General features: G+C 50.9%; 10 protein-coding genes and 1 pseudogene. 9 read left to right on the top strand and 2 right to left on the bottom strand.

The window, feature by feature from the left end; translation table 11 throughout:
- Positions 1 to 198 precede the first annotated feature (198 nt).
- The 7 genes and pseudogenes from greB (at position 199) to WD429_RS07820 (ending at position 12,232) form a co-directional block, all read left to right on the top strand.
- The gene (gene greB / locus WD429_RS07850) at positions 199 to 711 is read left to right on the top strand and encodes a transcription elongation factor GreB (protein WP_368421622.1); all 513 of its coding nucleotides are present in this window, start codon (positions 199 to 201) and stop codon (positions 709 to 711) included.
- 365 nt (positions 712 to 1,076) lie between these two features.
- Complete coding sequence (locus WD429_RS07845; RefSeq protein WP_368421621.1) at positions 1,077 to 3,854, top strand: carboxypeptidase regulatory-like domain-containing protein; 2,778 nt, start codon at positions 1,077 to 1,079, stop codon at positions 3,852 to 3,854.
- Between the two features lies 1 nt (position 3,855).
- Complete coding sequence (locus WD429_RS07840; RefSeq protein ID WP_368421640.1) at positions 3,856 to 7,506, top strand: putative Ig domain-containing protein; 3,651 nt, start codon at positions 3,856 to 3,858, stop codon at positions 7,504 to 7,506.
- A 97-nt stretch (positions 7,507 to 7,603) separates the two neighbouring features.
- A complete protein-coding gene (locus WD429_RS07835) occupies positions 7,604 to 10,717 on the top strand; it encodes a transglutaminase family protein (RefSeq protein WP_368421620.1) in 3,114 nt (1,037 codons plus the stop codon).
- A gap of 1 nt (position 10,718) precedes the next feature.
- Positions 10,719 to 10,964 (top strand): hypothetical protein, encoded by a 246-nt coding sequence (locus WD429_RS07830; RefSeq protein WP_368421619.1) that lies wholly within the window; start codon positions 10,719 to 10,721, stop codon positions 10,962 to 10,964.
- Between the two features lie 325 nt (positions 10,965 to 11,289).
- Positions 11,290 to 11,637 (top strand): annotated as a pseudogene (locus tag WD429_RS07825) (GreA/GreB family elongation factor); the annotation flags it as partial.
- 148 nt (positions 11,638 to 11,785) lie between these two features.
- Positions 11,786 to 12,232 carry a hypothetical protein gene (locus WD429_RS07820; protein ID WP_368421618.1) on the top strand — a complete coding sequence of 149 codons (447 nt, stop codon included), beginning with the start codon at positions 11,786 to 11,788 and terminating at the stop codon, positions 12,230 to 12,232.
- Here WD429_RS07820 and WD429_RS07815 read toward each other — a convergent pair.
- Entirely contained in the window at positions 12,229 to 12,540 is a 312-nt protein-coding gene (locus WD429_RS07815) for a site-specific integrase (RefSeq protein ID WP_368421617.1), read from the bottom strand. The two genes, WD429_RS07820 and WD429_RS07815, sit on opposite strands and share 4 nt — an antisense overlap.
- Positions 12,541 to 12,683: 143 nt before the next feature.
- Positions 12,684 to 12,944, bottom strand: coding sequence for an acyl-CoA-binding protein (locus WD429_RS07810; protein ID WP_368421616.1), 261 nt, complete (start codon positions 12,942 to 12,944; stop codon positions 12,684 to 12,686).
- A gap of 250 nt (positions 12,945 to 13,194) precedes the next feature.
- On the opposite strand from WD429_RS07810, the gene tssB reads away from it, so the two are divergent.
- Together tssB and tssC are read left to right on the top strand one after the other, a co-directional pair.
- Entirely contained in the window at positions 13,195 to 13,692 is a 498-nt protein-coding gene (gene tssB / locus WD429_RS07805) for a type VI secretion system contractile sheath small subunit (RefSeq protein WP_368421615.1), read from the top strand.
- Positions 13,693 to 13,748: 56 nt separating this feature from the next.
- The gene (gene tssC / locus WD429_RS07800) at positions 13,749 to 15,230 is read left to right on the top strand and encodes a type VI secretion system contractile sheath large subunit (RefSeq protein ID WP_368421614.1); all 1,482 of its coding nucleotides are present in this window, start codon (positions 13,749 to 13,751) and stop codon (positions 15,228 to 15,230) included.
- The last annotated feature ends 60 nt before the right edge of the window (positions 15,231 to 15,290 follow it).

Raw genomic sequence — 15,290 nt, 5'->3', positions numbered from 1 at the left:
ACCCGCATTCCCTGACCAAAACGTAATTGCTCGGACAGGCCCCTGTAACCCCTCTTGTGCATAATGAAAGCTGAAGACTGGAAGCCGGCATCAATACCGCTTGCTTCCTCCTCCAGCACAGCGCTAGCCTTACCCCGTTTTCACGGGGTTTTTTTGTGCCCGCCGATTTCAACCTGATACACACGGAACGGTCCTGACATGCCACAGCAACCTGCTGCGCCACCGCGGCGAACCCGTTACATCACGCCTCAGGGCGAACAGGCCCTGCGGGAAGAATTACGCTATCTGTGGAAAGAGAAGCGGCCGGAGGTCACCCAGGCGGTGCGTGAAGCAGCAGCGCAAGGCGACCGCTCCGAGAATGCCGAGTACATCTACGGTAAGAAACAGCTGCGGGAAATTGATCGGCGCGTTCGTTTTCTGAGTAAAAGGCTCGATGAGCTGACGGTGATCGACCGGCTGCCGGATGACCAAAACAAAGTCTTTTTTGGTGCCTGGGTCACCATCGAGAACGACGATGGCGAAGAGCAGAGCTACCGCCTGGTCGGGCCGGATGAGTTCGACCTGGCGCGGGGCTACATCAGCCTGGATTCGCCCGTGGCCCGGGCGTTGATCGGCAAGCGGCTGGATGACGAGGTCAGCGTGCGCACGCCGGAAGGCTGGCGCTCTATGGTCATCACCGCCATTCGTTATGAACTAATTCAAGCGAAATAACGGTAAACCGAGCAGCTTACTTCGAAGAAGTCCATGCAGACTTAAATCCTCGGTCGAGCGCTGTTGATTGCGCTGAATTCAGACTCCTGAGCGGTCACGCCATCGTTTAAATACTGAGTAATGCAGCAAGAGGCTGTGTGATTCAGTTAACAATTCGGTGGAATTTCACTGAATTTAACAGTTTTATTGGTAAACCAGAGTACCTCTTCTTCATTAGCGCCCCGTAATTTTGTAGGATCCCTCCGGGTTTTAATACTGTAGGCAGGGACGCTGTCAAATATCAGACTGATATCAAGTTTGGGTGCTGGATCAGCCCATCTCCTGCGTTACTACAGCGGTTTTCATGTACAAGCGGAGTCTTGGCTGTGGGCAGGAAATTTTCGGTTCTGTTTTTAAATGTTCTAGCGGTACTTCTTTTCTCAATATCTTCCATGGGACATGCGCACAATGGCGCTGACCACCAAAATGGCGAAGAGGATGCCAGGTTAAATTCAGCTCTTCACTGGCTGGAGCTATCTCAGCAACCCAACGGTGGTGTCACCAACACTTCTGATATTTCAACAAGCCTGCAGTCTACCGCCGAAGCGCTGCACGTTTTTCAATTATTGAATTCGTCTTCAGCTGACAGAGAGGCCGCGCTGGAGTTTCTGAGGAGTGATCTCACTGGTCTAAGCTCGGAACAACTATCGCGTCTACTGCAGGCTTTAGCTCAAGCAAACCAACCGTTTGATGAGGTGAAGGCAGAACTGCTTTCCCGTCAAGGGTCTGATGGGGGCTTTGGTCATTTTGCGGGGTACGACAGCACTGCTTTAGATACGAGCTATGCACTCCTAGCTTTACAGGCTGCAGGTTCCGATGTCCTGGTCGCAGGTGATGCACTACAATTCTTCTCATCCGCACAACAGGCAGATGGCTCTTTTCCTCTCTATGAGGATCAAGCGTCCGTCATGGTCACGGCCCTCGTGACCAAGGCACTGAAACCCTACCTTTACACCCACAACATTGCTGACGTGCTTCGTGGGAGCGTCAACTATCTTTATTCTGCTCAAAACGCAGATGGCCACTGGGGCACTCCGTGGGAGAGTGCGCTGGCTCTGCAGGCCCTGATACCGGTTACAACTGATGTGGGTAAATATGACGAAGCGGTTGATTTCCTGAAGACTAGTCAGTCGCCTGACGGTGACTGGGAACAGCAGGTTTATTCAACATCACTTTCCGTTACCGCATTAAAGATGCTCGCGTCAATTGATGTTCCAGTTGATCCGGAAAAAGCGGTTGTTGCAGGCCGATTGGTGGATGCTTCTTCAGGCGCCAATCTACCGAGCGCTACCATCGATGTACTTGGTGCCAGTAATGAAGATGTTGCCATTAGCTCAGATGGTAGTTTTGTTATCTCCAACCTTGGCGCTGACTCGTATGTCGTTGCATATTCCGCGGCGGGTTATTTGGGTGCTTCTCAAAGCATCACCCTGCGAAAAGGGCAGTTTGCGAATGTTGGCACCATTCGATTAGCTGTCGCACCAACGACAGTTCTCATCTCCGGTGTGATCACAGAGTCTGCGGCTGGGAGTCCAGTCCCGGGTGTGACGATTACATCAGTCGTGGGGGGGAGCACAAGCAGCACCGTAAGCGGGGTTGACGGAAAATATCAATTGCTCAGTGAGCCGGGAGTTGCAACTTTATCGGTTCACTCTTCCGACTACTATCCTGTTTCCGCTACTGCAGATCTTCAAGCCGGTACTCAAGTCAGCTTTTCGCCATCTCTGCAGGCATTAACCGAAGACCAGCCTGAAAGCTCAAGTATTTCGGGAGTGGTCGTTGACAGCAACGCGCAGCCTATCCAGAACGTGTCGATTTCAGTTTTGGGCAGTGATTCTGCGTCACTAACAAATGAAGCTGGCAGCTTTGAGCTATCGAATTTGGATGGCGGAAATATTTCGGTAGCCGTCAGGAAGTCAGGTTTCGAATCGGTCAACTTCAGCTTGGTCGTGCCCGATAAAACGAACGTTGATATCGGTCACATCAGCCTGAAGGAAGAGGCTGTGTTGCCATCTACTTCGATTCGTGGGCAGGTGGTCGATATGGTCACAGGCCTCGGGGTGCCCGGGGCTAGTGTTTCTGTAGGAAGTTCAAAAACCACTTCGGATGTGAACGGGTTTTACCAGATATCTGATATTCCGGTTCTTGAATTTACCGTATCTACGAATGCATCAGGATACTTGTTCTCGAATAAAGACGTTTCTCTCGCAGAACATACCGAATTGAATCTCGATATAAATATCCGAAAGGCTGACTTGGGTGGCGTGAACATTGTTCAAGCAACCACAGAGAAGTCAGTTTATGGCGCCTATGAACCGGTGTTGATAACAGCGAACGTGGAGAATGATACAGCACTTAATCAAGGTGCAAGATTCTACGTTCGAGTGCTGAACAGTGAGGGCAAAGAGGTCGAAAGCTTCTCCGGGGCGAACCTTCCTCCTCTGGATCCGCAGAGCGATCCGGAGGAGCTGGCGCACTACCAGGAACATCTGGAGGCCGCGATTCAAGACTTTGCTCCTGGTGAGCAAAGAAGTATCAAGCTTGAACAGTGGTGGAACACGTTAGTGGTGGAACCAGGCGTTTATACGATCACTGTGCAGGCACTTGACGGCGCAACAAGCAATCTCGTCTCAGAGAGCAGTACAACGGTAACTGTTGAACCCACGAATGTACTGGCATCTTTGGACCCAAAGGCCTCTCCAGGTTACGTACTGCTGAACAACCAGGCTGATGTCGAACTCTATGCAGAGATATACAATCGCTCCAACATCAATGTGAATCTTGAGTTCGACTATTCGCTCACCGATCCCGATGGACGAATTATCACTCAAGGACATAGTCAGCTCGAGCTGGCACCCGAAAATACTAACACGCGCCAAGTTCTCTCAGTGTTGCCATATGACTTTGATGCCAGCGGCGAATACCGATTGGTTGTAGAGAATGTCTCCGGTGCAACCGTTAACTCTCAGTCAACAGGAATAGTCTTCGTTCCACCGTCAATCAGATTGAAAGCAACGCAGTCACTCAGCCCAGGCGAAGTCGTGCCACTGGAGGGCGTATCGGTAGAGAGCAAGATTCAGGTAGAAGGAGTTGATGGTGAATAAGATGGATCGAAACCCGGCGAAGGCAATCATTAGCCGTTTTACCTGTGCAATTCTACTGGTTTTCAGCTTTTCCGTTGCTGAGGCCAGTCACTTCCGGTTTGGGCACTTTACTTACGAATCTCGGCCAGATATTTCCCCGACAACGGCTGATTTCCGAATGACGATTGCGTTTCGGAGTAGCGCCTTCGGGCATCCGAATATCGGCCAAACGTTTCGTCCTGGGGGCTACTATTATGGTGATGGAGCATCATCCAATCATAGTTATCGGGTCATTGCGAGGAACCTGCAAGAGGACTGGATTGTAGGCGAAGCTGTTGATACCCGGAATGAGAACGATATTGTCCGTCACTCCTATCCGTCGGTTAATAATAACGGTCAACCTTGGCTGGGAAGATTTGAGAGCTGCTGCAAAATTGGCGGGCTTCGTAATTCAGGTAGCACCTGGAGGGTATACACCCGTGTGAATCTGGAGGATGGCAATTCCTCGCCATTCAGCAATCTGCCGCCTATTGTTAGCTGTTCCAAATATGACTGCAGATTCCTGGTGCCTGCGGTTGACCCTGACGGCGATAAACTCACATGGCGGATGTCTACACGGTCGGAATCTGCAATTAATAGTATTCCGTCGGGCATGAACATCGACAGCGAGACCGGGCTCTTTACTTGGACAGGGGCTGAGTCATTCAGTAATGGCTTGTATACCGTTCAAGTCACGATCGAGGACCGTGATCAAGAGGGTAATGTCAAAAGTACTGCTGCGATCGATTTCCTCCTTAATCTTCGTGATCAAGGTACGAATGCTTCGCCAGAATTCGATCACCCGCCAACTCCGGAGGCTGGCAGTATCATTAAGGCGGTTGTTGGGCAGAAACTTAGCCTGACAATTCAAGCAACAGATACAGACCCTAACGATCAGGTGTTTTTGAATCATGTTGGTTTGCCGGTAGGGGCAACTTTCGAGCAATCCGTCTCCGGGAGCACCACGGGCGTTGCCACGCTTGAGTGGACACCGACCAGTGACGATATGGGGGAAAACTTAGTAACCTTCCTGGCGAACGACAATCGTGGGGGCGCATCCTCTCCAGTCGGTGTCAAAATTGAAGTTATAAAGCCAGCTATCTCTGATGTGAAAATCACCAGTACGATTTCCACTTCAGATATCCAGATTGATAGTAGTTCCTATTCCTTGCCGCCTTCTCAAGTAGCCGTTGAAAATGGGCGAACTATCGTCACCTGGGAATTTGACACTTTCCGCGTGGGACAGCTTGAGACTCTTGCTACAGATTTGAAATTGTTCAATGTCCAGCCTGGTAGCCAGCGTGTGGTAACCGAGCGGCTGGAAATCTCGTATACCGACATTGACGGTGATCCGGTCCGAGAAACGCTCGGCGAGCAAAAGGTGAAGGTGGCACCCACACTGACGACTATTGCTGTGGACACCGATAAAGAGCTGTACTCCCCATCTGAGCAAGTGACCATTACTGGCCTGCTGGAAAACCAGAGTGACATTCAGACGGATGCGAGGGTTGCGTTAGCCATCGTCGATAATCAGCAGGTGCTTGTCAGTGATTTTGGGGTGTTCGATGTTCAAGCGATTGCGCCGAAAGGACAGGTCTCAATTCCTTCCCAGCTTTTCGATACCACCAGTATCTATGCAGGAACCTACGAAGTAGTTGCTCAGCTACTCGATCGTGAAGCAGAAGTTCTGACTCAGGCAGTTGCACCCTTTGCTATATCAACCTCCAGTGGTTCGCTGACCGAAATTGGCGCTCTGGTCAATACTGACAAGCCAAAGTATCAGGCGTGGGATCAAGCGCTGATTGAATTACGGGTTCGCAACCTCAGCCAAAATGGGGCTTTTAATGGTGGCGTCGGGACGCTGCGGATCAGTCGTCCCAATGGGGAGTTACTCGCAGAAGAAACGTATGACCTGAATAGCCTGGTTCCTCAGGGCTCAAGTGATCGCAGATATGCCCTGGCCTTGGTTGATCGAGAGGCTGGTATTTATCAGGTAAGTTGGGAAATCAGCCAAGGTGGTGAGGAACTCGCAAGCAGTCAGGCGAGCTTCCGGGTTGAACGCTCAGAAACCCTTTCGCTGTTGGGTGATGTCACTCTGGACCATTACGAAACCGGAGAGGCCAAGGCTTGCCATTTTGAAACTACGAACAGGAGCTCCAAGGAAAAGGTCAAAGCCAATTTGATTTATCAGTTGGTAAGTCTGGATGATGGCTCCGTGGTCTATGAAGTCAATGAAGATAACACTGCGGTTAGCAATACAAATGGCCATCTATTCCAGTTGCTGCTGTCTGATCCCCCAGCTTATGGTGGCTACGCCTGCCTATCCATGGCAGAGATAGATGGCGAGTTGATTGAGTTGGCTGCAGCAGGCTTTGAAGTTGTGCCTCCTAAATTGAGTATGGAGATTGTCCCTTCCGTAAAGGGCAAACTTCTGGTCCTCGTCGATAATTTGGAGAGATCGACTCAAGATTATAACGACGCAAGCGCTCAAAGAGCGTATTTGGAAAGTGTGCTCACCAACAACGAATGGCACTACACCTTGGTGGATAACTCGGTTGATTTTGACATCGCGTTTAATTCAGGGTTGTTCAGCGCCGTGGCACTTCTCTCCGATAAAGTGACCCTGCATCCTCAAACAGAGCAGCTGCTGGCAGAGGCCCAGAACAATGGTATGGGACTGCTAATGGGAGGAAGCTGGAATCGGCGTAACAACAAAATCGAAAAAGCGTTGGGCATTAAGCTAACGGGTAGAAATAACCAAGTTAGTGCCATTTTTGATAACGGCGTCATCGGTCAGCCAGTTGCCAGTGATGCGATAGCATCGCAGGGTCTGGCGATGGCCCATTGTGGTGCCGAGGTGTGGGCGGTGTTCAGCGGTGGAAGGAATGCAAGCGACGGCTGTGCCTATCCCTATGCGCCTGCTGCCGTCACAGTCGGCGAGTATGGTCGAGGCAGTAACAGCTACTTTGCCTACGATATTTTAGACCTCGCCACTTCGTATCAAGGTTTGCATGAACAGCTTTTGCTGGAAGCCTTGCTCGCTGTGCAGCCAAGAGGATGGTCAGCTGCAGCGGGTCGTGTAATTCCTGTTGAAATCACCTTGGAAAACCTCAGCCGTAAAGCGGCAGTTGACGTGCTCTTTACTTTGCCGCAGGGCGGAGAAGTGATCGAGAGTCAGCTACCGATTATGTTCGATGATGGCACTTGGTTGTGGCAGCGTGATTTTTCTTCGCCAACTGAAATTAGCAATGTCCTTTACATACTGCTTCCAGACGGCGTGGAGGGTGAGGTTAGTCTTCATGTTGAAATAAAAGCGGGTATAAACCGAGATCTTATTGTTGATGATAGTGAGCTGACCTATGTTCTCGGAAATATTGACGGAACCTCTAAATATCAAGTTGCTTCTGACTTTTTAAAGCAGTTAGAGACAGATGGCCCAGGAATTGCGAATTACCGGTTCATTGCCAAAAAGCTGGACGCTGCTGTTCGTGATCAAGCTAAAGGAAAATTGAATAACGCAATAAAATCAATTTTGTTAGCCACGGATGAGATTTCCGAAGAAAAGCATGCACTGGCTGAACAACTCCGATTTGCGCTGGATTCATGGTTATACCAAATCCAGCGGCGACTCTAATTGAAGCTACGCAAAGAAGTCATTTTTGAGGAGCAAGCAGGTATCTGCTTGCTCAAATAATATTATTTAAAACCGACGGCTTAGTTTGGGGATAACCATGAATGGCTTGACCATGGACGCATTTCGTTCCGGTAAAATTTCAAAGGGCACATCAGCCTTTACCGCTTTTATGTTTACTTTTGTCTTTTATCTATCACCCAACGGTAAGGTATTGGCCGACGAACTAACCAAGGAAGATGTTCGCCAAGCCAAAATCGAAAGAATTCTCGAAAATACCCCCGAGAAGAAGCTGTCCCATCGATTGGAAAAGCTCAAACATAAGCTCTCCAAGGAATTGCCCAATGCCGTTGAAAAACGCAACGAGGGCAAAGGTTGGGTTTCAAAAGCTTTAAATACTATGGGCTTACGTGAAATGCCACTGACTAGCGGTGAGATCGCTGAGCTCAAGACTTTGAAAACGGGAATAAACCGCGCGTACGACGACGCGATTACGGAGTTTGAGCAGGAAGGCAAAAGACTCTCCGCGAGACAGGGTATGCCCGAAAGCGTCAAGGAGCTAATCCGCGAGCGTCACGCTGCGGCTCTTGAACAAGTAAAAAAACGATACGGCACAGTCGCACATGGTTTGGAACAACTGACCACCACGCAGGATGCTGAAGAACAGCAGAGCGTTCTGGATGAGCTCAGCGAAAGCCTAAGCAAAGAGAAGTTCAAGAGAACCCACACCACTGACGACCCTAACAAGCTGCCTTGGCGGTCACCTTCGGACAAAGTGCGTGAGCCCAAGACCGATAAGCGCAATCTGCAGGCAGCGCTCGGTATCGATCCTTATGCAGATTTCGTGCAAGTGGCCTCAAGCGATCTGACGCCTGAAATGCTGGTATCAGAGGGAGTTGCTGCGGCAAAAGGCGTGACTGAGGCGGATTTACAAGAAACTATCGATATCCAGATCACCGAAGAAATCAGAGAGTTGGCTGAGAGTCTCAATAATAACCCAGTTGAGATATACACCTGGGTCCATAACAATATCCGCTTTGTTCCCAGCTATGGCTCGATTCAAGGGTCGCAGTACACATTGGAGACCAAGCGCGGCAACGCCACGGATACTGCAAGCCTCCTTATTTCGCTACTCAGAGCGGCAGGCATTCCGGCTAAATATGCTTACGGTACCGTCGAAATTCCGGTCGATAAGGTGATGAACTGGGTGGGCGGAGTTACCGTTCCTGAAGCGGCACAAAGCCTGTTGGGGCAAGGTGGTATTCCCAATGTCGCCTTGATCGAAGGCGGGAAAATCACAAAGATTCGTATGGAACACACTTGGGTGGAGGCATTCGTGGATTTTGAGCCCTCCCGAGGTATTAAGAACCGCGCAGGGGACAACTGGATCCCTATGGATGCTTCTTTTAAGCAATACGAGTTCACGGAAGGTATGAATCTCAATGAGCGGGTCCCTTTCGATGAGCAAGCGTTATTAAACACCATTGAACAGAATTCTGTGATTGATGTGGAAGAAGGCTGGGTAGAAAATATCCCGCAGGGTGAAATTGAAGCCCAGCTAAAGCAATTTCAAAGCCAAATAGAAGATTACATTGCCAGCCAGAGCCCGGACGCCAGCGTTGGGGAAGTTCTCGGTCTCCAAAACATTGAGATTCTTCCACCTCGCCCCTTGGCTGCAGGTTTACCCTACAGCCATATTATGACTCAAGACAGTTTTTCAGATCTGCCTGACAAATTACGTCACAGATTCAAATATGAGCTATCTACACAAAGTTCTGGTTATCCTATTGCTTCGCTTATTAGCTTGAATGAACCCACTGTAAAGTTGGCAGGTAAAAAACTTGCAGTATCATTTAGCCCTGCCACCGATAATGACAAGGAAGTTGTCGAAAGTTACCTTCCGGCGGCAGATACTATATCAGGCGAGGTTGATTTTGCCTTGCTGCCCGATACTTTGCCGGGTTACCTGATTAATCTGACGGCAGAGTTCACTATTGATGGTAAAGTCGTGCAAAGCGCACCTGCAAATACTTTGGGAGCCGAACTCCATGAGTCGTTGGGTCTTTACAGCCCTAGCCATAACTGGTTTACCAGTAATAATAGTCCGATAGCAGGGGAGTTCCGAGCGATTGGTTTAGACCTTCAAGGTATCAGCTCACAACAGCTAAAAAAGCTTAGTACCAACATTGAAAAAACCAAGGCCAAGCTGGAAAGCGAAGATGCTAGCCAGCTGGCAGCCTTGACTAAACATGACATGGTAGGTGATCTGATAAATGGAACCATTATGAGCTATTTTGCTATAAACGATTTACAGGAAGAGATTAAATCTCAAGGCGAAAATATGGTCACCTATAGGTTACCAAGTTATGGTGTTTTCTCAACGACACTCCAGCCGCAGTATTGGTTCGGTATACCTAGGAACACAAGCTTTAGCGGATTAACCATGGACGTAGATGCGGTCACATTCCACGGGGAAGCTAAGGATAATGACAAGAATACTCGTGTTAATGCCATGAAGCTCAGTGGTCTCTACTGGAGTATGAATGAACATTTAGTGCCTGAGCAAATATTCAGCACCGAAGAAAACCCCGCCCATGGCATTTCTGCTGTCAAAGCTCTGGCTTTAGCTAGTGCGGAGGGTCAGAAACTATGGACTATTGATCGCACCAACCTGGGTCTTGCGCTTGACCAGATCAACCTTGACCCTGAAGTTGAAATGGAAATTCGTAATGCAGTTCAGGCAGGAAAAACCGTTACCGCCCATGAAAAGCAGATTTCATATAAGGGTTGGGTTGGGAGTGGGTATTTGCTAATCGATCCTGACACTGGTGCAGGGGCATATAAGATTTCTGGAGGAGCTAATGGGGGCGCTACGATTTCTGGCTTGGATGAATTATTGAATTGGGTGCAACTTGTTAGTGAAGAAATACTATCTATGTTTGGTAACGCCTTCGTTAAGGCTTTCTTTTCCATAAAAAGTGCAATAGATCGGCTGGGATCTTATATTGATTTGATAAATAATTGTGATCGTACAACATCCAGCGCAGCGATTGCATCTATTTCAATGGTGTCGACAGGGTTCGCCGGGTTAGTAACTGCATTTTCAGCATTTCTCTTAGTCGCAGTGGTAGTTGCTGTCATGGGTGTTTTGGTTGTTGCTGCTTTAATCGCTGGTTGGGCAGCGTCTCCTAATTGCAAGCGAGAAGGTGATTAAAGTGACTGAAAAAATCGTTTCACCTATTAATTTTTGGTTCTCTTTTATTTTAATTATTTTGGGTGTTGTTCCATACTTCTCAGGTGGAATTGTATCCCTAGTTGTGTGGCTTTTGCCGATATATGTGTTTCATAAATTCGAACTGAGTGTTAAGAAGAAGATAATAATTTTTTTGGTTAATTTATTAATATGTTTTATTGTTATTGGTTTTATTTCTGGGACAAGCTGGGATATAAGAGTGATTTAAACGATTTCCAGGTGAACAGAGTTCTGCCTTGACAAGACTGAGCCCGATGCGTCTGGTCAAGATAGGTCAGGCAATTGAGAGGTACACTGCTGAGCCACACACTAAGCCTACTGAAGTGTGGAGATAGTTGTCGACGCGCTTGATCGTGAACTTAATGAGAAGAACAACACTCTCAAAACTTTCATCGTTAGCAGGCTAGGGCGCTGGGGAAGCGTTCCGGTTTACCTGAGCAGTTGTCTAAGAGGGGACTTTGAGCAGAGTTCTAGCTGTTAGCACGATTTGTTAGCGATGTTAGGAAAATAGTATGTTTCCGGGGGGGTTCTAATACATCTACGGCAAAAAACAGCTGCGGGAAATTGATCGTCGCGTTCGTTTTCTGAGTAAAAGGCTCGATGAGCTGACGGTGATCGACCGGCTGCCGGATGACCAAAACAAAGTCTTTTTTGGTGCCTGGGTCACCATCGAGAACGACGATGGCGAAGAGCAGAGCTACCGCCTGGTCGGGCCGGATGAGTTCGACCTGGCGCGGGGCTACATCAGCCTGGATTCGCCCGTGGCCCGGGCGTTGATCGGCAAGCGGCTGGATGACGAGGTCAGCGTGCGCACCCCGGAAGGCTGGCGCTCTATGGTCATCACCGCCATCCGTTATGAGCCGGCCGCCGACGACAAGTGAAAACCGTCACAAACCTGACGACTGACCGGGTTTTTTGTCGTCTTTGGCGATAGACTGATCAAAATTTGGCAGATTGTTCAGTTGTTGGCCGACTGGCAGTGAACCCCGGAGGGTAAAACGGCTGGCAGGGCCTCTAAAGGCGGATGGTATGGACGCGGGCAAGATAAGGAAAGTGATCGGTGGTTTCGCACTGGCGGCATCGTTGCTGCCGTTGGCGGTGGCGGCGGAGCCCGTTGCAGTGGACGGCGAGGGCAGTGAGGCTTTTGATTACCGCGAACGCTCCACCGTGAAGACCATTCCCCTGCGATCAATGGAAGAAGACACCCTGGCCAACACTGTCATTGAAGGCGGGCTGGAAGCGCCGGCGGCCGGTGTGCCGGTTCAGCCCCGCAACAATGAAGACTTCTATCTCGACCCGCTCGCTCTGCAACCCCGGGATTCACGAACCGATCTGGGCCGCAATGAGATTCCCGTGGAGTTTCGCTTCAGCAACCCAAAGGTGATTCCCGGGCAGACTCACAGCAATAATTACCTGATTCGCCCGCCGCAGAATCGCACCTATCAAACCCAGAATATCAATACCACTGGCCGTTAAGCGGCCACGATCCGGCTTTCGGCCGCTTTGCCCAATACGTCTTCGTAGAAGAATGTCAGCGCCTGGCTGGCCTGGTTGAGGCGCGCCCGTGACAGTTTGATGCGGTCTTCCAGATAACTGAGGAACTGCAGGCGGTCATCCGTCGCCAGCTGTTCCGGGTTTTTCAGCCCGTGAAACAGCACGAACCGGGAAATCCAGTGCAGGTAAGTCTGCTCTGCGCGGAGGTTAAGCTGGTGTTCGCGGATGGCTTCGTTAACGCGGCCAACAAGGCCCGGCTGGGATTGTTCCAGCGCCTCGGTCATATTCATGGTGATGCTTCCGGATGCGTCGTTTTTGTTATGGTGCGCGCATATTATGACAATCTTTTGAATGTCGCAAAAAAATCCGGTGGGTGTGATTACCGGGGCCTGAACGGACAGTTGCGCTGGTTTGGCGGCCCCGGTGACGTGGCTTATTTTACGGACGCGAGCTTGTCGATGTACTTCTGCTTGGCTTCGTCACTGGATGTGCCTTTGAACTCTGCCCAGGCGTCGTATTTGGCGCGAGCCACAAAATCCATCATGCCCGGGCGCTTGCCACTCACATCGCCTTCGGTCGCCTGCTTGTAAAGGGCGTAAAATTCCAGCTTCATTTCGTTGGAGGGTTTGAAATCGCCCTCGGCGTTCTGGATGTGGTTCACGGCTTCATCAAATTGCGCGTTCAGATCGCTCATTGCAGGTTTCCTTGTTTTGTCGGTTTGAGTCCGTTTTGACGGTCTGGCCGAGTATAGCCAGAGCGATGCCGCGCGTCATTGACTGATCTGCCTTGGCAAAAGTTTGCCCGGCCTCACACTTTGACCAACGTCTGGCCAATTGTTGCTTGAGTGAATCGTGAATCCTGTGTAAGGTCTGGCTCGTTGCGTTCCAGGACGGTTCGCACCAAGGATAGAAACACTGCAAATGATTTGCACAGGGAGCAAGCGCATGTCTTCAAAAGACGGTTCCGTCGCGCCTAAAGAGCGCATCAATATCAAATATGTCCCCGCCACCGGTGATCAGCAGGCTGAAACCGAACTGCCACTGAAAATGTTCGTGGTCGGCGATTTCAAAGGGCAACCCGAAGAAACCCCCATCGAGGATCGCAAGGCCATCTCCGTTGACAAGAACAACTTCCGTTCTGTCATGAAGGAAGCCGGTCTTACGCTGTCCACTTCTGTGTCCAACCAGCTGGAAGACAACGCCGACGAATTGCCGGTGAACCTCGAATTCCAGACGCTGGACGACTTCTCCCCCGACAGCATTGCCCGGCAGGTGCCGGAACTGAACAAACTTATCGAGCTGCGCGAAGCGCTGGTGGCCCTGAAAGGCCCGCTGGGTAATGTGCCGTCATTCCGCTCCAAGCTGCAGGAACTGCTGGACAATGACGGTGCCCGGGACACGCTGCTGGCCGAACTGGAACTGGCCACAGACAACGGCGAATAAACCAACGTTCTTCGTCGTTTACCGACTTAATTCAACACGTACTGAAGGGATGTAGTATGTCTGATACTGCCGCGCAGCAATCTGCTGCCTCCGAATCCGTAGCGGAAGGGTCCTTGCTGGACCAGGTTATGGCCAACAGCCGCATGGCACCGGCCGATGAGGGCTACGATGTGGCTCGCAAAGGGGTGGCAACATTTATTGCCAACCTGCTGAAAAGCGAAGAAAAAGGCCAGCCAGTCAACAAGGCGTTGGTCGACCAGATGGTGGTTGAACTGGACCGCAAGATCAGTGCCCAGATGGACGAAATCCTGCACGCTCCCAAGCTGCAGGAGCTGGAATCCTCTTGGCGAGGCCTGAAACTGATGGTGGATCGCACCGATTTCCGCGAGAACATCAAAGTCGATATCCTCCACGCCACCAAGACCGAACTGCTGGAAGACTTCGAATTCGCACCGGACGTCACCCAGACCGGCTTCTACCAGCACATCTACTCCACCGAGTACGGCCAGTTTGGCGGTGAACCTGTCGGTGCCGTAGTCGGTAACTACGCGTTCACACCATCCACACCGGATATGAAACTGCTGCAGTACGTGTCTTCTGTCGGAGCGATGGCCCACGCGCCCTTCCTGTCCTCCGTTGCGCCCTCGTTCTTCGGCGTCGACAGCTACCAGGAACTGCCAGCCATCAAGGAACTGAAAGCGGTTTTCGAAGGCCCGAAATACGCCAAGTGGCGTTCACTGCGTGAATCCGAAGACGCCCGTTACCTGGGCCTGGCATCGCCACGCTTCCTGCTGCGTGTGCCTTACGACCCCACCGAAAATCCGATACGCAGCTTCAATTACAAGGAAGAGGTCTCCGGTGACCACGAGCACTACCTGTGGGGCAACACCGCCTACCTGCTGGCCACGCGCCTGACCGAAAGCTTCGCCAAGTATCGCTGGTGCCCCAACATCATCGGCCCGCAAAGCGGTGGTGCGGTGGAAGACCTGCCGGTTCACACCTTTGAATCCTTCGGCCAACTGGAAGCCAAGATCCCGACCGAGGTGTTGATCACTGACCGTCGCGAATACGAAATGGCCGACGAAGGTTTCATCGCCCTGACCATGCGTAAGGGCAGTGATAACGCCGCGTTCTTCTCCGCCAACTCGGTGCAGAAGCCCAAGCAGTTCCCCAACACCAAAGAAGGCAAGGAAGCGGAAACCAACTACAAGCTGGGTACTCAACTGCCTTACATGATGATCGTGAACCGCCTGGCGCACTACATCAAAGTGCTGCAACGCGAGCAGATCGGCTCCTGGAAAGAGCGCCAGGATCTCGAGCGGGAACTGAACACCTGGATTCGCCAGTACGTGGCCGACCAGGAAAACCCGCCGGCGGATGTTCGCAGCCGTCGTCCGCTGCGCGCGGCTCAGGTGACCGTATCCGACGTGGAAGGCGATCCGGGCTGGTACTCGGTCTCGCTGGCGGTTCGTCCGCACTTCAAATACATGGGTGCCAACTTCGAACTGTCACTGGTTGGCCGGCTGGACAAGGATTAATCCGTGTTCAATCGCCCGGCCAGCGACGGGTCGCAGGCCAGTGGCGGCAGCCTGTTCGAA

This window comes from Marinobacter sp., assembly GCF_040904845.1.
In the GTDB taxonomy this organism is placed as follows: domain Bacteria; phylum Pseudomonadota; class Gammaproteobacteria; order Pseudomonadales; family Oleiphilaceae; genus Marinobacter.
The sequence above is the reverse complement of the archived record's forward strand: the minus strand, read 5'-3'. Positions and strand labels throughout refer to the sequence as shown.